The organism is Rhodococcus koreensis (assembly GCF_900105905.1).
GTDB lineage: Bacteria > Actinomycetota > Actinomycetes > Mycobacteriales > Mycobacteriaceae > Rhodococcus_F > Rhodococcus_F koreensis.
Window position 1 is genome coordinate 5,194,670 of sequence record NZ_FNSV01000005.1, and the last position, 19,977, is coordinate 5,214,646.

General features: G+C 66.7%; 17 protein-coding genes and 1 pseudogene. 8 read left to right on the forward strand and 10 right to left on the reverse strand.

What is annotated here, in order from left to right; genetic code table 11:
* The first annotated feature begins 58 nt into the window (after positions 1-58).
* A complete protein-coding gene (locus tag BLV94_RS28320) occupies positions 59-1,606 on the forward strand; it encodes an amino acid permease (protein WP_072942499.1) in 1,548 nt (515 codons plus the stop codon).
* Positions 1,607-1,643: 37 nt separating this feature from the next.
* On the forward strand, positions 1,644-2,669 hold the full coding sequence (locus BLV94_RS28325) for a glutamate ABC transporter substrate-binding protein (protein WP_072942497.1): 1,026 nt from the start codon (positions 1,644-1,646) through the stop codon (positions 2,667-2,669).
* A gap of 48 nt (positions 2,670-2,717) precedes the next feature.
* Here the strand turns inward: BLV94_RS28325 and BLV94_RS28330 are convergent, their stop codons facing one another.
* Genes BLV94_RS28330 through BLV94_RS28345 form a run of 4 tightly spaced genes read right to left on the reverse strand, consistent with a single transcriptional unit; the run spans position 2,718 to position 6,980 of the window.
* A complete protein-coding gene (locus BLV94_RS28330) occupies positions 2,718-3,401 on the reverse strand; it encodes a phosphonatase-like hydrolase (protein ID WP_072942495.1) in 684 nt (227 codons plus the stop codon).
* Between the two features lie 43 nt (positions 3,402-3,444).
* Complete coding sequence (locus BLV94_RS28335; protein ID WP_072942493.1) at positions 3,445-5,157, reverse strand: cobaltochelatase CobT-related protein; 1,713 nt, start codon at positions 5,155-5,157, stop codon at positions 3,445-3,447.
* A 10-nt stretch (positions 5,158-5,167) separates the two neighbouring features.
* Positions 5,168-6,136 carry an AAA family ATPase gene (locus BLV94_RS28340; RefSeq protein ID WP_072942491.1) on the reverse strand — a complete coding sequence of 323 codons (969 nt, stop codon included), beginning with the start codon at positions 6,134-6,136 and terminating at the stop codon, positions 5,168-5,170.
* Positions 6,137-6,146: 10 nt separating this feature from the next.
* Positions 6,147-6,980: an IclR family transcriptional regulator gene (locus BLV94_RS28345; RefSeq protein WP_072942490.1), complete on the reverse strand. Its 834-nt coding sequence runs from the start codon at positions 6,978-6,980 to the stop codon at positions 6,147-6,149.
* Between the two features lie 198 nt (positions 6,981-7,178).
* Between BLV94_RS28345 and xsc the strand changes: the two genes are divergently transcribed.
* Together xsc and BLV94_RS28355 are read left to right on the forward strand one after the other, a co-directional pair.
* On the forward strand, positions 7,179-8,987 hold the full coding sequence (gene xsc / locus BLV94_RS28350; protein WP_072942488.1) for a sulfoacetaldehyde acetyltransferase: 1,809 nt from the start codon (positions 7,179-7,181) through the stop codon (positions 8,985-8,987).
* Positions 8,988-9,149: 162 nt separating this feature from the next.
* Complete coding sequence (locus BLV94_RS28355; RefSeq protein ID WP_072942486.1) at positions 9,150-9,905, forward strand: sulfite exporter TauE/SafE family protein; 756 nt, start codon at positions 9,150-9,152, stop codon at positions 9,903-9,905.
* Positions 9,906-9,957: 52 nt separating this feature from the next.
* Here the strand turns inward: BLV94_RS28355 and BLV94_RS28360 are convergent, their stop codons facing one another.
* The 4 genes from BLV94_RS28360 to BLV94_RS28375 form a co-directional block, all read right to left on the reverse strand.
* On the reverse strand, positions 9,958-11,325 hold the full coding sequence (locus BLV94_RS28360; RefSeq protein ID WP_072942485.1) for an MFS transporter: 1,368 nt from the start codon (positions 11,323-11,325) through the stop codon (positions 9,958-9,960).
* A complete protein-coding gene (locus BLV94_RS28365; RefSeq protein ID WP_072942483.1) occupies positions 11,322-12,593 on the reverse strand; it encodes a hydroxyacid-oxoacid transhydrogenase in 1,272 nt (423 codons plus the stop codon). Before BLV94_RS28365 ends, BLV94_RS28360 begins: the two co-directional genes overlap by 4 nt.
* A 179-nt stretch (positions 12,594-12,772) precedes the next feature.
* Positions 12,773-13,555, reverse strand: coding sequence for an IclR family transcriptional regulator (locus tag BLV94_RS28370; RefSeq protein ID WP_244163672.1), 783 nt, complete (start codon positions 13,553-13,555; stop codon positions 12,773-12,775).
* 100 nt (positions 13,556-13,655) lie between these two features.
* On the reverse strand, positions 13,656-14,837 hold the full coding sequence (locus BLV94_RS28375) for a PucR family transcriptional regulator (protein WP_072942480.1): 1,182 nt from the start codon (positions 14,835-14,837) through the stop codon (positions 13,656-13,658).
* 175 nt (positions 14,838-15,012) lie between these two features.
* Between BLV94_RS28375 and BLV94_RS28380 the strand changes: the two genes are divergently transcribed.
* The 4 genes and pseudogenes from BLV94_RS28380 to BLV94_RS28395 form a co-directional block, all read left to right on the forward strand.
* A complete protein-coding gene (locus BLV94_RS28380; protein ID WP_072942478.1) occupies positions 15,013-15,270 on the forward strand; it encodes a DUF3311 domain-containing protein in 258 nt (85 codons plus the stop codon).
* Positions 15,267-16,760, forward strand: coding sequence for a sodium:solute symporter family protein (locus tag BLV94_RS28385; RefSeq protein WP_072942476.1), 1,494 nt, complete (start codon positions 15,267-15,269; stop codon positions 16,758-16,760). The genes BLV94_RS28380 and BLV94_RS28385 overlap by 4 nt, the downstream gene beginning before the upstream one ends.
* Positions 16,761-18,377: an amidohydrolase gene (locus tag BLV94_RS28390; RefSeq protein WP_072942475.1), complete on the forward strand. Its 1,617-nt coding sequence runs from the start codon at positions 16,761-16,763 to the stop codon at positions 18,375-18,377. It abuts the gene before it with no gap.
* 95 nt (positions 18,378-18,472) lie between these two features.
* Positions 18,473-18,747 (forward strand): annotated as a pseudogene (locus BLV94_RS28395) (DNA ligase-like domain-containing protein); the annotation flags it as partial.
* A 342-nt stretch (positions 18,748-19,089) separates the two neighbouring features.
* Here the strand turns inward: BLV94_RS28395 and BLV94_RS28400 are convergent.
* Both BLV94_RS28400 and BLV94_RS28405 read right to left on the reverse strand, forming a co-directional pair.
* Positions 19,090-19,527, reverse strand: a complete 438-nt coding sequence (locus BLV94_RS28400) for a hypothetical protein (RefSeq protein WP_072942472.1) — start codon at positions 19,525-19,527, stop codon at positions 19,090-19,092.
* 18 nt (positions 19,528-19,545) lie between these two features.
* Positions 19,546-19,887, reverse strand: coding sequence for a barstar family protein (locus BLV94_RS28405; protein ID WP_074933818.1), 342 nt, complete (start codon positions 19,885-19,887; stop codon positions 19,546-19,548).
* Between the last annotated feature and the right edge of the window lie 90 nt (positions 19,888-19,977).

The window sequence follows — 19,977 nt, forward strand, 5'->3', positions numbered from 1 at the left end:
CCGGCGTCGGACGGCCGCAGGCAGCCGGCGCGCTCGGTCAACGCCCTCTGGAGGAAATGTGGACAGTACCGTTCCCGAACACACCGACAGTTCCGGTCTCGGAAAAGGCCTGAAACGCCGGCACATGAACCTGATCGCCCTCGGTGGCGTGATCGGTGCCGGCCTGTTCGTGGGCAGCGGCGTCGTCATCGGCGGTGCGGGACCTGCCGCGATCATCTCCTTCCTCATCGCGGGCATCATCACGTTGCTGATCATGCGGATGCTGGCGGAGATGGCGGTGGCCAGGCCGGTGGTCGGATCGTTCTACGTCTACGCCCGCCAGGCGCTGGGGCGTCGGGCCGGGTTCGCGACGGGGTGGATGTACTGGTACTTCTTCGTCATCGTCGTTGCGGTCGAGGCCATCGCCGGCGGCCGGATCCTGCAACTCTGGATCCCGATGGTGCCGCTGTGGATGCTGAGCCTGGGGCTGATGCTGCTGCTGACGGCCACCAACATGGTGTCCGCCCGCTCCTACGGCGAGTTCGAGTACTGGTTCTCCTCGATCAAGGTGGTCGCGATCGTCCTGTTCCTCGGGATGGGCGCCCTCTGGATCACCGGGCTGTGGCCCGATTCGACGCCGGGGCTCGGCAACCTCGTCAGTCACGGCGGATTCACCCCGCTGGGCTGGGGCGCGGTGCTCGCCGCGGTCGTCCCCTGCGTCGCCTTCTACACCGGGGCCGAGATCGTGACGATCGCCGCCGCCGAGTCGGAGGAACCGAAACGTGCTGTCGCCCGGGCCATGCGGTCGATCGTGGCGCGGATCGTGACGTTCTACGTCGGGTCGATTCTCGTGGTCGTCACGATCCAGCCATGGGACACCGAGAGTGTCGGTGTCAGTCCGTACGCGTCGGTGCTCGAGGTGCTCGGGATTCCCGGCGTCGCCACGATCATGAACTTCATCGTCCTCACGGCGGTACTCTCCTGCCTCAACTCCGCGCTGTACACCACGTCGCGAATGTTGTTCGCGCTCACCCGGAACGGGGATGCGCCCAAGTTCTTCACCAAGCTCTCCCGCAACGGCGTGCCGCGTCGCGCGATTCTGCTCGGCACGACCATCGGCTACATCTCCGTCGCCTGCACGTACGTGTGGGGCGACATCGTGTTCAACTTCCTCGTCAACTCCTACGGCGCCGTCGCGCTGTTCGTGTACCTGCTGATCGCCGTCTCCCAGGTGGTGCTCCGCCGGCGCCTCGAGCGCGAAGATCCCGCGGCACTGCAACTCCGGATGTGGTTGTTCCCCTGGCTGAGCTACGCCACCATCGCGCTGATGGCCACGGTCATCCTCGCGATGGCCTTCCTCCCGAGCACCCGCTCGCAGTTCCTCATGAGCGGTCTGACGTTGATCGCCATCCTGATCAGCTACGAGGTGCGCAAGTGGCTCGGCAAGGCAGGTGTCGACGACGAATCGCTCTCCGCCGCTCCCCTGGTCGGTTCGGCGGACGAGTCCGTCTCGCAGGCTGAGAAGCGCATCGAGTCGGTGGAGACGCTCGGCGGCTCGGACATCGAGCTGGCCGCAGCGGCGCAACAGGAGACGAATTCTCATCGCCACCACCGGAGGCAGTCGTGAACACCCCTGCGGTGACCTGATCGAACTGTAACGGCCGATGACGAGATCGTGGAGACGAACCCCGGCCGGCCCGCTCCTGCGGTGCCGGGCGGCGCTCGTCGCGGCAGTGTCTCTGTGTGTGATGGGTGTGGCGTGCGCGGCCCCCTCGGCGCTGCCCCCACCCCTCGCCGGCGACTATTCGCACTACTCGCTCCCGGACGGTGCCGAGATCCTGCCGCCCACGGCTGTCGTTCCGCCGCTCCCACCGGATCCCTCCTCGTGCGGCGCGCTGTCGAGTCTGCGGCCCGATCCCGGTCTGCGGCCGGAGACGGCGCCGCCGGGGTCGGCGCTGGCCGCGATCGTCGCGCGGGGACGGCTGATCGTCGGAACCGACCAGAACACGAACCTGTTCAGCTTCCGGGACCCGTCGACCGGCACGCTGTCGGGGTTCGACGTAGACCTGGCGCGCGAGATCGCCCGCGACCTCTTCGGCGACCCGGACAAGGTGGAATTCCGTCTGCTGACGTCGGCCGGCCGCTTCGATGCACTGGAACGAAACGACGTGGACCTGGTTGTTCACGCCACCTCCATCACGTGCGAGCGCGCCACCCGGGTCGGATTCTCGTCCGTGTACTTCGAGGCGTTCCAGCGACTGCTCGTACCGGAGGGATCCGGCATCACCTCTCCCGCGGACCTGGCCGGCAAACGTGTGTGCACCTTCATCGACACCACGTCCCTCGCCACGATCCAGCGGGTGGCACCCGAAGCCACGATCGTGGCTGTCCCCGACTGGGACGATTGCCTGACCACGTTGCAACTGGGCCAGGCAGACGCAGCGACCACCGACAACTCCATCCTCGCCGGCCTCGCGGCGCAGGATCCGAACCTCGAAATCGTCGGGCCGAATCTGGAACTGGAGCCGTACGGCGTCGTCGCGAACAAGAACAACGACGCTCTGGTGCGCTTCGTGAACGGAACCCTGGAACGGATGCGCGAGGACGGGACGTGGAATCGCCTGTACGACCGGTGGTTGGGCCTGCTGGGGCCGACGGCGGGTCCACCGGCGCCGAGTTACCGGGACTGACGGGTCACGGGCCGGTCCTGCGCGGCAGGACCGGACCGCACTCGTCGATCAGCCCAGCAGTTCGGGAATCTTCGCGGCGCTCTCCAGGATGTGCGTGTGAGGCTCGGGGCGCAGCGTCGCGGCGTCGTGGGCGCCGGTCAGAACGCCGACCACGTACCGCGCCCCGGCGTTCGTGCCCGCGCGCAGATCGTTGGGGGTGTCGCCGGCGACCAGGACCTCGTCGACACTCTGCACGCCCGCCAGTTCCATCGCACGGAAGATGAGATACGGCGACGGCCTGCTCATCCGCACCTGATCGCTGGTGATCACACCGTCGATGTCCCGCCCGATCTCCCACCCGACCTGCTCGAGCAGCGGTTCCGCGATCTCGCGCGAGTATCCGGTCTGGAGAACGATCTTGACGCCGCGCTGCCGCAGGGTGCCGAACGCGTCGTGAACCCCGGGCAGTGCGGTCGGAGGCGTCTTCCGGTACGCGTCCAGAAGCATTGCGGTGAACTCGGATTCGACGGAGTCGAGAACGGCCGTGTCGGCCGGGGCTCCGCTCTCGCGCAGCAGTCCCTCGATGGCCTGCCGCTTGCCCGTGCCCTTCCACCGGTCGAAGCGGTCGTCCGGAAGCGGCTCGCCGAGGTGCTTCTCGACGGTGTCGCGTAACGCGACGTACACGGCGCCGCCCTCGTCGACGCTCGTGCCGGCAATGTCCAAGGTAACCAGCGAAACCCGGGGTTCGGTCATGGGGGTGACTCCTTCACAGTTGAGCCACTCACAGGCGCGCCTGTCAGTGGGCGATCATCGACAGCACGTCGGCGATGACGTCGCTGTTGGTTCCGTGCGTCAGATCGAGCGTCCGGCAACGGTCGTAGTACGGGCTCAGATCCAGCCCGACGCCCAGGCCGTAGACCTCGACCGCGCGTTCGTCCTCGTGCCGTTCGACCACGACCTGGAGGTGGTGGTCCAGGTAGAACTCGTCGTTGGCCAGCGCGGTGGCGCCGTCCAGTGGGCTGCCGTCCGAGATCACGAACAGCAGCCTCCTGCCCGGGCCGCGGTCGCGCATCCGTGAGCACGCCCAGTCGACGGCCTCGCCGTCGACGCCCTCCTTGAACAGGTCGTCCTTGAGCAGTCCCGCGATGGCGGGACGCGCTCGGCGCCAGGTGGTCTCGGCGTCCTTGAACACCAGCTGCCGGACCTCGTTGAGACGTCCCGGATCGTCCGGACGGCCGGACCGGAGCCAGTCCCTGCGGGCCCGGCCGCCGTTCCACGCGGTGGTGGTGAAGCCGAGGATCTCGCACCGGGCGTCGGCCAGTTCCAGCGCCCGCGCGAACACGTCGACCAGGACGGCGACCGGTTCGCTGAACTTCTTCATCGAACCGGAGCAGTCGATGAGGAACGTCACCGTCGCGTCGTTCCGCGGTTCGGTGCGTTCGGCCCGGAAGAGTCTGCGTTCGGTGGGCGAGGTGACAAGCTGCGCGAGCCGGCGACCGTCGATGTAACCCTCGTCGCGCCCGCCCTCCCAGCCGTCGCGGTCGGGCTCGGACAGCAGGGTCTTCAGCTGCCGTCCGAGCTTTCGGACGTTGAGACGATTGTCGTCGATGCCGACGTCGAGGCGCAGGCGGAAATCCCGGAGCAGTTCGGGCCGGACGAGGGACGTGATCTGCCGGGTCTCGTCGTAGGCGCGGGTGAACACGCGGTAGCCGTCTCCGCCGTCACCCAGCGCGCGGCTGTGCCCCGACGCGGCCGTCGCGAACGTGTCGTTCTCGTCCGGCTCGAAGTCGAAGAGCAGGGAGAAGGTCGCGGCGCGGTCGTCGCGCCTCGTGTCGTCCGACTCGTCCGCGTCCGCGGCCTGCTCCAACCGTCGGCCGATCACGTCGGCGACTGCCAGCGCATGCACCGCGAAATCCGATTGCGAGTGCCGGGTTCGGCGTAGCTGCGGAAGCTGGTCACCGAGAACGGAGGCGAGGCCGAACCGGGTCGATTCGATCAGATCCTGCGTGGACTCGGGTATCGGCTCGGCGGTGATCCGCGCCCGGCACATCTGTATCACCGTGAACAGCAGCATGCCGTGCACGGTCTCCGTCAGGCCGGACGCCACGAACTCCTGCGACCACCGCGAGAATCGGTGGGCGAGATTTGCGCGCACCCCGTCCCACGCGCCGGCGGCCAGCGATTCGACGCGGAACTGTTCGAGGGTCTCGAAGATCAGCCGACTCGGCGTGGTTTCCGGGCACAGGCTCCGGTGCAGGGCGGGATCGGTGTGGAGCAGTCGCAGCGCCATGCCGTCGCCCGCGCCGCGGAAGGAGGCGACGTCGGCGCGGCCGAACGACGGGTGCAGGTGCGGGGCGGGCATCGGCACGCGCCGATGTCCGCGATGAAGTTCCGTTCCGCGGAAATGCAACTCACCCTGACCGGTCAGAGCGCGGATGCTGGTGGCGCAGAGTTCACGAACCTCCTGCCGACGACGGACCGATTCGGGGCACACGGGCAGTTCTGCCATGACCGCCCGCTCAGGCCGTGCTCGCCGCGAGCATCGCCGACCACTCGGGTTCCTCGTCGAAGCATCGCTGGAAGTACTCGGCGACGATGGGTCGTTCGGCCTCGTCGCACTTGTTGACGAACGACAACCGGAATGCCAGCGCCGGGTCGTGGAAGATCTCGATGTTCTCGGCCCAGGTGATCACCGTGCGCGGCGACATCAGCGTCGACAGGTCGCCGAGCCGGAAACCGTTGCGGGTCAGATTCGCCACGGCCACCATCGACGCGATCAGCGACCGCCCCACGGACGGCACCCGCGCGGACACGATCTCGATCTCCTGTTCCGCGGGGAGATGATCGAGCGTCGCGACGATGTTCCAGCGGTCGATCTGCGCGTGATTGAGCCGCTGCGCACCGTGATACATCCCGTTGAGGTTGCCCAGTCCGACCGTGTTGGCGGTGGCGAACAACCGGAACGCCGGATGCGGAGACAGCACCCGGTTCTGGTCGAGCAGGGTGAGTTTGCCGTCGCGTTCGAGGAGGCGCTGGATGACGAACATGACGTCGGGGCGGCCGGCGTCGTACTCGTCGAGGATGAGGGCGACGGGACGCTGCAGCGCCCAGGGCAGGATGCCTTCCTGGAATTCGGTGACCTGCTTGCCGTCTCGCAGCACGACCGCGTCCCTGCCGATCAGGTCCAGCCGGCTGAGGTGGCCGTCGAGGTTGACCCGCACGCACGGCCAGTTGAGCCTCGCCGCGACCTGCTCGATGTGCGTGGATTTGCCGGTGCCGTGCAGTCCCTGCACCATCACCCGGCGGTTACGGTCGAACCCGGCGAGCAGGGCGGTGGTCACCGCGTGATCGAACCGGTACGCGTGGTCGACGTCGGGGACGTGGTCGACCGGTTCCCGGAAGGCCCGAACCGTCAGGTCGGTGTCGAGTCCGAACAGCTCACGCGCGGAGAGCACGTGGCTGGGTGCCGCAGTGGTCATTTCGGGCATGCGCCCTCCTTCAGTTCAGGTCTGCCGTTCCGTCGTCCTGGACCTCGTTCTCGATCTCACCGATGGCGTCGGCGGCCCGCCGCAACGCGGGTAGCAGTTTGAGCGCCTTGTCGGGGGTGAGTCGCATGACCGGGGCCTGGACTGCGATGCAGAGATTGGAATTACCTGTGGCGCAGGGGACGAGCACCGCGGCGCACACGAGGCCGGGCAGGAACTCCTCGTCGTCGATGGCGTAGCCGTCGCGGCGGACCTGCTTGAGTTCGGTCTCGATGAGTTCGACGTCGGTGACCGTCTTGTTGGTGTACCGCTCGAGCGGCATCCGCCCGAGGAGTCGCCGGCGCTGCGCGGGGCTGAGTTGCGACAGGATCATCTTGCCGCTCGCCGAGCAGTGCGCGGGCACCCGCGACCCCGCATGGAGTGTAAACCGAAGGGGTTCGGAGGTTTCCACGCGGTCGAGGTACACCACCTCGCTACCCGACAGGGTGGTGACGTTGCAGCTCTCGCCGAGTTCGGCGACGAGGTTGCGGAGGATGGCGTGCCGCGCCCCGTGGTGGGTGTCGTTGAGCAGCAGGTTCTCGGCGAAGCGGCGCAGGCGCACACCGGTGCCGTAGTGCCTGCCGTTGTTCTGCCGGGTGAGGAGTCCGGCCCCCTCGAGTTGCTGCAGCATGCGGTGCAGGGTCGGCTTGGCCATGCCCGTCTCCTCGACGAGCCCCTGCAACGTGAACAGCTGGTCCTTGGACGCGATCATCTCGAGCAGGGCGAACAGGCGGAGCGTCGGTGTGTCTCCGGGTAGCTCCGTCGTCGGGTGTCCGTTCGACTCGTCGATCCGGTGAATCTCACCCACGGTTCCTCCTAGGCAGAACGGCGACGCATTCGCATCATGTATCGAAAAATCATACATCTGGTTCCGGTTTTAGGAACATTCATTGACGAACCGTGTGACGTGGCCTACTGTCACTGCAGATCACAAAATCACGAACGAAACGTTCCGATTTTTGACATTCTCGGCCGGTTCCGGCGCGCCCCTGAAGGAGGATCACACATGACCAAGAAGAAGAACGGTGCCGATCGCACCGCTGTTTCCGGCGTACAGAAGATGACACCGTCGGAGGCGTTCGTCGAGACGATGGTCGCGAACGGCGTAACCGACATGTTCGGCATCATGGGATCGGCCTTCATGGACGCGATGGACATCTTCGCTCCCGCCGGAATCCGGCTCGTCCCAGTCGTGCACGAGCAGGGCGCCGGACACATGGCCGACGGATACGCCCGGGTCAGCGGACGTCACGGCATGGTCATCGGGCAGAACGGCCCAGGCATCAGCAACTGCGTCACGGCGATCGCCGCCGCATTCTGGGCGCACAGTCCCGTCGTCATCGTCACCCCCGAGGCCGGCACCATGGGAACGGGCCTGGGCGGCTTCCAGGAAGCCAACCAGCTGCCGATGTTCCAGGAGTTCACGAAGTACCAGGGCCACGTCAACAACCCCAAGCGCATGGCCGAGTTCACCGGCCGCTGCTTCGACCGTGCGATGTCCGAGATGGGCCCCACGCAGCTGAACATTCCCCGCGACTTCTTCTACGGCGAAATCGAGACGGAGATCCCGCAGCCCACCCGCCTCGATCGTGGCCCCGGCGGGGAGAAGAGCCTGAACGAGGCGGCGGAACTGCTGGCGCAGGCCAAGTTCCCGGTCATCGTCTCCGGCGGCGGCGTGGTGATGGCCGACGGCGTCGACGAGTGCAAGGCGCTCGCCGAGCGTCTCGGTGCCCCCGTCGTCAACAGCTACCTGCACAACGACTCGTTCCCCGCCAGCCACCCGCTGTGGACCGGACCGCTCGGCTACCAGGGCTCGAAGGCCGCGATGAAGCTGATCAGCCAGGCCGACGTCGTGCTCGCCCTCGGCACCCGCCTCGGCCCCTTCGGCACCCTCCCGCAGCACGGCATGGACTACTGGCCGAAGAACGCCAAGATCATCCAGATCGACGCCGACCACAAGATGCTCGGCCTGGTCAAGAAGGTCTCCGTCGGAATCTGCGGCGACGCGAAGGCCGCGGCCGTCGCACTCACCGAGCGGCTCGAGGGCAAGGCCCTCGCGTGTGATGCCAACCGCGAGGAGCGCAGCAAGAAGATCGACGCCGAGAAGGCGGCGTGGGAGAAGGAACTCGACGAGTGGACCCACGAGCGCGACCCGTTCAGCCTCGACATGATCGCCGAACAGGAAGGCGAGGAAGGCAACTGGCTGCACCCGCGTCAAGTGCTGCGTGAGCTGGAGAAGGCGATGCCGGAGGACGTGATGGTCTCCACCGACATCGGCAACATCAACTCCGTCGCCAACAGCTACCTCCGCTTCGAGAAGCCGCGCAGCTTCCTCGCCCCGATGAGCTTCGGCAACTGCGGTTACGCACTGCCGACCGTCATCGGCGCCAAGGCCGCGGCACCGGAACGGCCCGCCATCGCCTACGCAGGCGACGGCGCCTGGGGCATGAGCCTCGGCGAGGTCATGACGGCCGTCCGGCACGACATCCCCGTCACGGCCGTCGTGTTCCACAACCGGCAGTGGGGCGCGGAGAAGAAGAACCAGGTCGACTTCTACAACCGCCGCTTCGTCGCCGGTGAACTCGAGAGCGAATCCTTCGCCGGAATCGCGCAGGCGATGGGTGCCGAGGGCATCGTCGTCGACAAACTCGAAGAGGTCGGTCCCGCGCTGCAGCGCGCGGTCGCCGCACAGATGAACGAGGGCAAGACCACGGTCATCGAGATCATGTGCACCCGCGAACTCGGCGACCCCTTCCGCCGCGACGCGCTGTCCAAGCCCGTGCGCCTGCTCGACAAGTACAAGGACTACGTGTAGTTCCACTATGGCGAGCACGTGGCCTCCGGCGATCACGCCGGGGGCCACGTCCCGTGCGGTCCTGGTACCGACGATTCGACGCGGTCTGGATCTGTCGCTTCACCGCCGCGACCCCCACACTTCTGACGGAGACCACGACGAACGGAAGCGGTGCAACAGGGTATGGCGGCAACGGTGTGGGATCTGTCGCTGCCCGCCCTCCTCTTAGCCCTCGGCATCGTGGTGGCCGGCGGCGTCGTCCGCGGCTTCGGGGGTTTCGGTGGCGCCATGGTGTGGGTCGCCGGACTCGTCGTCCTGCTGCCGCCGACGTCCGTGATTCCCACCGTGTTCGTCCTCGAGGTCGTCGCCAGCGCCGCGATGCTGCCGCAGGTGTGGCGACAGGTGCACTGGAAGTCGTTGCGCTGGTTGTTCGCAGGCACCCTGATCGGAATGCCGGTCGGCATGTGGGCGCTCACGCAACTGTCCGGTGACCTGGTGCGCGTACTGCTCGGTGTCGCCATCATCGGATCGGCCGTGGCCATGGCCGCCGTCCCCGACCGGCAGTCGCTGCCGGGCCCCGGCGTCACCGCCGCGACGGGCATGGCGTCCGGACTCCTCAACGGCGGCTTCGCCCTCGGCGGCCCGCCCGCCGTTCTCATGTACTTCTCCGCGTCCACCCACGTCGCCGCCGGACGCGCCTCGCTCGTCGTGTTCTTCCTCGTCATCGACGCCTTCGGAGCAGCGGGCTCGGCCGCCGGCGGCCTCCTCACGCTGCCCGTCCTCGCACAGATCGCCCTGTTCACACCGCTCTGCATGCTCGGCGCCGCCGCGGGGAAATGGATGTTCGACCGCACCACCGCCCACCAGGTCCGCCAGCGCGTGCTGTGGCTGCTCGGCTTCCTCGGCGCCGCCGTCCTCGTGCAGGTGGCGTTGCGGTAGACCGAGGCCCCGCTCCCGGTAAGACCGAGGCGGGGCCACAGCAGCTTTGGTGTCAGGTCGCGGGTGTGTGCGACATGGCGGCGTTGTCAGGGTGTGAACTGCCGTCCTGGTCCTCCGTGTAGAGGTCCCGGCGGCGGATTGCGAGCGTGCACAGCGTGCTGACGGCGCCCACCGCAACGATGTATCCCATGATCAGGGAGAGTCCTCCGCTCGCCGAGCCGAGGAGGGACGCGAGCACGAGCGGCGTCAGACCGGAGGCGACGATTCCCGACAGCTGGTAGACGACGGAGATTCCGCTGTAGCGGACTCGGGTGGGGAAGAGTTCCGCGAACAGCGAGGACTCGGGGGCGTAGACGATCGGATAGAGGACGCCGAGAACCAGCACGATCGTGATGACGATGACGGCGGTATCTCCGGTGCCGATGAGCACGAAAGCGGGATAGGCTGCAGCCGTGAGGATCACGCTGCCCGCCGCGAACATGTGTCTGCGGTCGTATCGGTCGGCCAACTTTCCGAAGACGGGAATGAAGACGATCATGGTCGCGGCCGCCGCCATCACTGCCAGAAGCAGGGTTTGACGGCTGAGGTGCAGCGTGCCGGTGCCGTAGGCGATCGCAAATACCGCCCACGTATTGAAGGCCACACCCTCGGCCCATCGACTGCCCATTCCCAGCACCATGTTTCGCCGTGACTGCGGGCTCTTGATCAGTTCCAGAGCGGGCACGGTGGCCTTCTCCTCCACCGTCTCGAGTTTCCGGAAGGCCGGAGTCTCCATGACCTTGAGGCGGATGAACAGGCCGACCGCCACCAGGATCGCGCTGAGCATGAAGGCGATCCGCCAACCCCAGTCCAGGAATGCGGCTTCGGACAGGGTCGAGTTGAGTGCGGCGAAGACACCCGTGCCCAACATCAGGCCGATTGCGAGACCGATCTGCGGCAGGCTTCCGTAGAATCCGCGCTTACCGCGGGGTGCGTATTCGACGGCCATCAGGACGGCCCCGCCCCATTCGCCGCCGATTGCGACTCCTTGCGCGAGCCGGAGCACCACCAGCAGAATCGGCGCGGCGATTCCGATCGTCGCGTACGTGGGGACCAGTCCGATCAAACAGGTCGCCACACCCATGATCATCATGGTCGCGACCAGGGTCTTCTTCCGGCCGATGCGGTCGCCGATGTGACCGAAGATCAGACCGCCGAACGGCCGGGCCATGAATCCGATCGCGAACGTGGCGAACGCGAGCAAGGTGCCGACGATTGGATCCGAACTGGGGAAGAACAGCTTGTCGAACACCAGGCCGGCGGCGATGCCGTAGAGGAAGAAGTCGTACCACTCCACTGTCGTTCCGACGATGCTCGAGGCGACGACGGTACGGATCTCGGACTTCGAGGGTTCCTTGTCGGTGTCTCGCGGAGTGGTCACAACGACTCCCGGAATATGTGTGTGAGGGCGTCCCTCGTCACCGGCCGCGGCACGACCGCCAGCTGACGCGTCTGCTTCATCGTGCCATCGACCAGCGTTGCCAGGTGCTCTTCCCCGTAGCCGAAGCTTCGCAATCCCGAAGGCATTTCGATGTCGGCCATCAGCTCGCTCAGGACGTGCGCGAGCGCGTCCGCTCCATCGGTGGCTGTGAACGTCCGGCCGGAGAGGAGCTCGGCCGCCCGCAGGTGTCTGCCGGGGTCGCTCGGGTAGGTCCATCGGAAAACTGCCGCGGCAGTGGCGGATACGGCCTGCCCGTGCGGCACCATGGGCATCGCAGGATAACCCTCGGCCTGGTAGTTCTCGACGGCGCCGGCGACCGGGTACGCATTGGCGTGGGGCAGGTGGGTGCCCGCGTTACCGAACCCGGTTCCGGCCGAGGTCGAGGCCAGCGCCATCTGGTAGCGAGCTTCCAGGTCCCGCCCGTTCATCACCGCGCGTCGCAGATACTTCCCCACCAACGACAGTGCCTGCTCACACCAGGTGTCACTGATGGGGTTGGAACCGCAGAAGGCGGGGCGCTTCATCGGGTCTTCGGGCGCAGGTTTGGCGTCGAACCGGACGCTGGTGTAGCTCTCGAGAGCGTGGGAGAGCACATCCATCCCGCTCGCGGCGGTGACCTGCGAGGGCAGCGTGACGGTGGTCAGGGGATCGACTATTGCGAGCGTCGGTCGCAACTTGGCATGACTGACCCCGGCCTTCAGGTGCAGGCCGAGGAAGTCGATGACGCAGATCGTCGTCGATTCCGATCCGGTGCCCGCGGTGGTCGGTATGGCGATCAGGGGTTTGAGGGGAAGCCACGGTGCCGTACCTCCGCCGATGGGCGGGGTCACGTAGTCGAGAAGTTCCCCGGGGTGTGTGGTGAGGAGGTTGACAGCCTTCGCGGTGTCGATCGCGGAACCTCCGCCGACTGCGATGTAGGAGTCCCACTCCCGTTCGCGGGCGAAAGAGACGGCCTCGTCGATGCTCTGATCTGTGGGTTCCACTGCAACGCCGTCGAATACGTCCGACTTGATGCCTGCGGCGATCAGCTGATCGCGGATGCGGTCGGGGATCCCGGTGTTTCGAACGCCCGGGTCGGTGATCACCAAACAGGATTCCGATCCCAGTGCGGACAGCTCGGCCCCGACCTCGTCCAAAGCGCCGATACCGAATTTCAATGGGGGTGCTGCCCAGGTGAAGACGCTCTCGTTCTCGTTCGATCGATACATCGTTGAGACTCCTTCGCTGTCACAATGTAGGGATAGTCCCCACACTGTGAACCGACGATAGGCCAGCAACGTGGATATGTGAAGTGCCTCACAAGAAGAATTCGAGGGATCCAGCACAGAGCGGATCGCGACGCCACCGAACGGAGGCCGTGACAAACACCCGGGCCGTGGGCCTAGGGTCAGTGAGACATCGCCCGGTTGACCGGGACGAATTGGGATACTTCCTTCGCCGCCTGGACAATGCGGTCTCCGAGCGTCCGTACCCTCGACTTGGGCATGCGGACGGTGGGGACCTGAATCACCAGCGCTGCCTGCGCGTACCCGTCCGCGTCCAGGATGGGTGCGCCGACGCAACGCACACCCTCGACGTTCTCCTGCTCGTCGATGCTGTACCCGCGGACCCGGATCTCCCGGAGTTGCTCCGACAGTTCACGGGGAGTGCTCAAGCTGTGCGGGGTGACCTTGGCGAGCGTGGCCGGAAGCGACTCGACGTACGTCTCGGCGTGTGGCGAGAACGCCAGGATCGCCTTGCCCGACGCCGTCGTGTACAGGGGAAACCGGGCGCCCGTGTGCTGCTCGAACCGCAACGGGAGCATCGACTGCACCCGCATCATCACCACCGATTCGGACCCCTGACGGATGGAGAGGTTCACGGATTCCTGGGTCTCGGAATTGAGCTGCTCCAGGATGGGTAGCGCCTTGTCCATGCCGAACCCACGCTGGGCGGCCTGGCCGAGCAGTACCGTTCCACTGCCGAGGTAGTAGCTGTCGGACATCGGATTCCGCGCTACGAGACCCTCGGCGATCAGGGCTCGGATGAGTCTGTTGGCCGTACCGGACGACAACCGGAGTTCCGCCGCGATAGCACTGCCGGTGAGTTCGTCGGGTGACGATGCGAGCAACTTGAGCACGGCCAGCGCACGTCCGACGGATTGTGTGCCCGCGGGCAGTTCTTCGCTCACCACGCAATCCCATCTTCGTCCGACCTGCCGGCGAGTCGATGTTACCCGCTGGGCCGATGACCGAGGCCCAGATCTCGTCGCAGTTCGGGCCGGTAGACCGCTATTCCCCCGCGGTGTCGGGGGCCGTGTCGCCCGAATCGCGGTGGAACAGTCCGAGACTCAACACCGAGAGCTGCAGGCCGTCGAGGGTCCGGGGATCCCAGCCGGTCAACTGTTGCCAGCGGTCGAGCCGGTAGGTGATGGAGTTCGCGTGGAGGTGGATGTCCCGGCCGGCCGCGCTGATGGAGAAGCCGTTGCGGGCGAATGCCGACACCGCCTCGACGAGGTGAGGGTGGTCGGCGGCGACGGTGGCCCCCGGTTCCAACAGCGTGGTGAGTTCGGCGCGATGGTCTGCCAGCGTGGCGGCGACCCATTCGTCGGCGAATCGGACCACGGCGCCGGTGGGGGACGCCAGTTGCAGCACCCGCCGCGCGTCGGTGATGCTCATCGCCGCACCGGCCAGGCCGGGGCGGTCCAATCCGACACCGACGGTGGTGCCCGGGTGACCGAGCCGGACCTCGCGGATGATGTCGTCGACCGGTGCGTGCTGGCTCAGGGCGACGATGACGGTGCCGTGCCCGCTGCATTGAGTGGTGCCCGGGATCGTGTCGAGGGTGCGTTGCAGCCGCTCGAGCTGCGCTTCCGACCACTCCTCCGCGGCGACGCACACCGCCCGAAACCCGTGTTGCGGTGTGAACCCGAGCGCCTCCGCCAGCTCCCGCACGTCACGGTCGTCGCCGTCGGTGGACCTCGCGAGTGCCTCGAAGAACCGGTACCGCACGCCCGCGCGGATGGCCTGTTCGCTTCGGGTCGCGTCGGTGTGTCCGACGGCGACCGCGCTGGTGGCGGTGTGGACGAGATCCCACATCATTCCGCCTGCACGCAACAGGTCGGTTGTCGGTTCGGCCGCTCTGGCGACCATCGTGTCCCACAGTTCGCGAGACGCGATGTGGTACGTCTCGATGACATCGGACAGGGGTAATCCCTGCATCGCCCGGCGCCGGCCGAGCTGACGTGAACGCTCGAGGACGTCGTCGGCGAGGGGTTCGCTCTCCGCGAGGGCGCGCAGCGTCGCCGCGAGCTGCCGGGCGATGTACTCGTGCTGTTCGTCGATCGGAACGGCAGCGTACGACTGCAACTCGGCGCGAATCTGACGCACCGATCGGTCGGTCACCGACTCGATCTCCTCCGAGACCTGCCGGCACAACCGCTGGATCGTGTCTTCACCCGCGGACTCGGGCACTTTCCCTCGCATTCCACACTCCCGTGAAATTCACGAACCGCTTCGGCGTTTTCCGGGATTCACCCATGGCCCGCGGGGAGTGACTCGGACCACACTAGTGCCAGAGTGCACGTCGCCAGGCACCGGACCACACCGCGACGCCGGTCGACGCAGTCAGAATAGGAGCCCAACAATCATGTCCAACGAGGCAAAAAGCGCCTTACTCGCGATAGGTGTCCCGTTCGCCGGGGTTCTGGGCGGCATCGTGGTCCTGTCCGGATCCACGGCCGCGGTCTTCGGAGTTCCGATCCTGTTCGCGTGGTTGTTCCTGTGGATGCCGCTCACCTCGCTGTGCCTCCATCTCGCTTGGAAGCTATTCGACCGCAAAGACTTCGAAGCTGCCGAACGTGCCGAATCCGCCGCTGCGGGCAGTGGGATCGGAGAACAGTCATGACCGCGGCGTTCTTCACGCTCGTGCTGATCCTCGCCCTCGGGGCGGGCGTGCTGTCGCGGCGCGGCAGCAAGAAGGAGATCTCCGACTACCTGGTGGGTGGCCGGTCGTTCGGTCCGCTGCTGGTCTTCATCCTGGGGGCGGGTGAGGCGTACAGCATCGGCACCCTGATCGGGTTCCCCGGCGGCGTGTACGCGCACGGCGCGAGCTACGGCGTCTGGTTCATCGGGTACATCCTGCTGGCCTACCCGATCGGGTACTTCTTCGCGCCCTACCTGTGGCGGGCGGGCAAGCGGTACGGCGCCATGACGTTGCCCGATGTGGCCGGACGCCACTTCCGGTCGCGGGGGCTGGAATTGACGATCGCCATTGCGTCGGTCGTATTCCTCATCCCGTGGGGTCAGCTTCAGCTCGCCGGTCTGCAGATCGCGCTGACCGGTCTGGGGATCTCCATCGATCCCACCGTCGCCGTATTCGCAGGCGCGGCCCTCGCGCTGCTGTTCCTCATGCTGTCCGGGGTGCGCGCCCCCGCATTCGTGTCCTACGTGAAGGACACCGCCCTGCTGCTCGGCGCCGTCCTGATCGGACTGGCGGCAGTGATCGAGACCGGTGGCACCGAGAAGCTGTTCGCCGCGGCGGCGGCCAGTGGTGGCGGCTCGACCTCGCACTCCACGGTCACCGGGTCGTCACTGACCTTCGTACTGACGACGATCGTGTTCCAATCGGTGGGGTTCTTCATCTTCCCGATCATCGTGCAGGCCGTGCTCGCGGCGAAGTCCGAGGCGACGATCAAGCGGGTCGCCAAGTTCAATCCCCTGTACATGCTCATGTACCCGTTCCTCGTCGCTGCCGCCTTCGGGGCGATCACGCTGCTGCCGACGAAGCTCGAGGGCACGGAATCCGACCAGGTGCTCCTGCAGTTGTCGCGACAACTGTTGCCCGACTGGCTGACCGGCGTCGTCGCCGGCGGCGCGGCCCTCTGCGCGATCGTGGTGCTGTGCGGGGCGGCCCTCGGCATCGGTGCGATCGTGTCGCGCAACATCATTCCCGGGATCCCCGAATCCCGCCAACGGATCTGGGTGCGCGGAGTCGTCGTGGCGTATCTGGCGATCTCGCTCCTGCTCACCCTCGCGACACCTCAGCTCCTGCTGACCCTGGTCAACACCGCGTACTACGGCGTCACACAGGCCGCCGTGGTGTTCGCGACGATGGTCTTCGGCTGGAAACTGCGCCCCTCCGCCCTCGCGATGGGCGTGGTGCTCGGTGACGTCGTGGTGCTGTGGCTGTATCTCGACAAGCACGGCCCCGTGTCCGTGTGGCTCGCCGAGCACGGTGTCAACCTCGGCGCGGCCGCACTGGTCCTCAACATCCTGTTCGTGGTGGCGACGAGGTTGTTCTGGCCGGCCACCGACCCCGTCCGCGGCCTTCGCACCGAAGGTCGCACACCCGCCGCCGTGAAATCCACGGCCACTCCCAGCCAAGTAGGTGCCTGAATGTCCCGAACACTGCTCACCGCCGATGCGATCCACACCCAGGACCCGTCGTCGCCGACCGTCGAAGCGCTGGTCATAGCCGACGACCGCGTGCTCGCGACCGGCACCAGGAAGGACATGGCCGACTGCGCCGGGATCGGCGCCCGCCGCGTCGACCTGCCCGGCGCCACGGTGATCCCGGGACTCATCGAGTCGCACATCCACCCCACGTACGCCGGTCTCACCGACGGCTGGGCGGACTGCCGGACGCCACCGTGCCGGTCGATCGCCGACATTCAGCAGGCGCTGCGTGCCTCGGCCGGCGGCAGCGGCTGGATCCGGGGGTGGGGTTACGACGACACCCAGATTGCCGAGGGACGGCACCCGACGCGGACGGATCTCGACGCGGTCAGCATCGACAGGCCGGTCATCGTGCTGCACATCTGCGGGCACTTCGCCGTCGCCAACACCGCCGCACTCGCGGCGGCGGGCATCGACGAGTCGACGGTGCCGATGGACGACCCGCTCTTCCCCCGCGGGGACGACGGCCGGCTGACCGGGATGGCGTGGGAAATCGATGCGGTGTCGAGGCTCACCGCGGCGGTTCCCGCGCTGACCGAGCAGGAGGTCAACGGTGCCTTGCTCCGCAGCCTGCTGTCGGCGCGGGCACGGGGAATCACCACGATCCACGATCTCGGGGTGGGTCTGTCGGCGGGCGAGCAGGAGCTGGCCGCCTACCGCTCACTGGACGTATCGGGTGAGCTACCGGTCCACGTCGTCGGGTTCCTCCGCGGCGACCTCGCGCTGCAGGCCGTCGACGACCGGGGAGTCACGTTCGAGCACGCACCCGCGGCCGGAGCGCACTTCCGGCTGGCCGGCGCGAAATTCTGGGCCGACGGATCGATCCAGGGACTGTCCGCCGCACTCCGCGCCCCGTACGCCTGCGACCCCGCTCATCACGGCGACCTGCTCTACCCGCAGGAGCAACTCGACGAGATGATCCTGCGGGTGCACCGCGCGGGTGGTCAGGTCGCCGTGCACGCCAACGGCGACGCGGCCGTCGGCGCTGCGATCACGTCGCTGCGGCGGGCGCAGGCCACCGACGGCCGGGTGGGACGGCACCGCATCGAACACTGCCAGGTGAGCGCACCGAGCGACCTCGCCGCGATCCGGGACGCCGAACTCGGGGTGAGTTTCTTCGTCAACCACGTCTTCTACTGGGGCGATCGCCACCGCGACCGCTTCCTCGGCGCCGAGCGGGCCGCCGACATGGATCCCCTGGCCTGCGCCGACGAACTGGGTCTGCGATTCGGGCTGCATTCGGACTGTCCGATCACCCCGATGGACCCGCTGGCGACCATCCGCACCGCGGTCACCCGGATGACACGGGGCGGCACGGTGCTCGGCGGGAACCAGCGGATCGGAGTGGATCGCGCGATTCGGGCGATGACCGTCGACAGCGCGTACCTGGTCCACGACGAGACTCGCGTCGGCACCCTGACCGCCGGCCGTCGCGCGGACCTGGTGGCGCTCGACGGCAGCCTCGGCGATCTCGGCGACGGCACCGTCGACACACCCCGTCCGGCAATGGTGATGATCGACGGAGAAGCGGCAGACATGCACCCAGCCCGGGTGTAAGTGATTCAGCTGCAATGGAACTGGAACCCGTCTTCGCCGATCAGGTGAGGGCGGGTTCCCGTTGCCGGCGGAAGCTCCGGGAGCTCCCGGAGGCACTGAGCGGCGACTGGGCGGCGGAAATGAAGTACGACGGGTGCCGCCTCTCGGCGGCGGTCAGGGGCCGGTCACCTACCTTCCGTTCGACGTTCTCTCTGCCGACGGTTCCGATTTGATGGCGGCGCCGTATCTGGAGCGCCGTGCAGCTCTCTCCGACCTCGGTCACGCGCTGCCCGGGGTCGGCGTGCCCGTGCAGATCTTGCCGCACTGGGAAGGAGTGGACGGTGCCGTCATTCTGGAGACCGCCAGAAATTCCGGGATGGAGGGTGCGTTGTAGCCACACTTCTGAGTTGACCATTGACCACCGCCGTCGTGTCGAGCCCTTGCTGGTGGAGGGTATGGCCTCGGTCGAGGGAATCAGTCTGCAAACCAGTTTCGAAATCTCCCCCAGAGACTGATGAGATTCATGGAAGTGTTGGAGGAGGAAACGCAATCCGCGGAGTGCTGTGGATTCCGGATTCCGGTACTCGTCGGTTGAGCGCAGCGACCCGCAGGTTTCTGCACCGTTTGACGCTCCAATTCGGGATTCTTCATCGGACGACCTCTACGGGACGTCGCAGGTCAGCGAGTTCCAGTCACAGGACGGCAATTGGAACGAGCCCGGGTGAGGGTTCGGTTATTGGTCCGGTGAGTCGGCCAGCGCCTGGTATCGCCGCATGGCTTTCTCTCGTGATTCGGTGCCTGCGGGATAGAAGGCCGAGAACATGTAGTCGAAACGAAGGCCGCCGACCTCTTGGAGAAGGTGGACCAGCGAATCCCCGAGGGTCGTATGGTCCCCTTCTCCTCGGATGCCAATCGATACATCCAGCAGGTGCGTTCCGGCGGGAAGTGGCTCGGGACGGTGTTCCTCGCTGAGTTTTGCGGCGGCCTCGGATGCCGGGCTGGGTCCAAGGATCTGCCAGCGCCCGATGTCTGCGAGCGCGTCGGCTAAGAGGGCGCGCAGGGCGGCGATGTACTCGACGGCGCCGGCGTCTGTTGCGTAGATCCGAAACACGTATTCGACGATGTCGGTGTCGTGAAATGGCCACGGCAGGTCTGGCTCACTGTCCCACACACTTCCGCGCAGGACGTTTTATCCGCCGACCGGTTCTAGGCGGTGGTCGGCAGCGGATTCGATCAGGCACAGCATCGGATGGGCATACAGTCCTGCCAATCGGGCCTCACGGGCGAAGTGGTCCAGTATCAGGTGCGCGGTGCGGTCGTCGAGGCTCATCAAGGTGTCGAACCCGGCGATCGCCAGGACGGTTCCCGTGGAATCGGGATCACTGCCGAAATCGAACGTGCCCACGTCGGCGAACACATCACTGAACGCGCTGGTGCTGCCGCCGTAGGCCCGCTGGTATCCCATCGCCTCGGCGAAGGCATCGAACATGTCTTCCACCGAGGACCATTCGTGCGCGTCGATCCGTTGCACTAGACGATATGAGGGGCTTGGGCTGGGGCCTCCCACATGTGAACGTGGGGTTGCCGGACAGGAAACGGGTCCTGGCCGGTAGAGCCACAG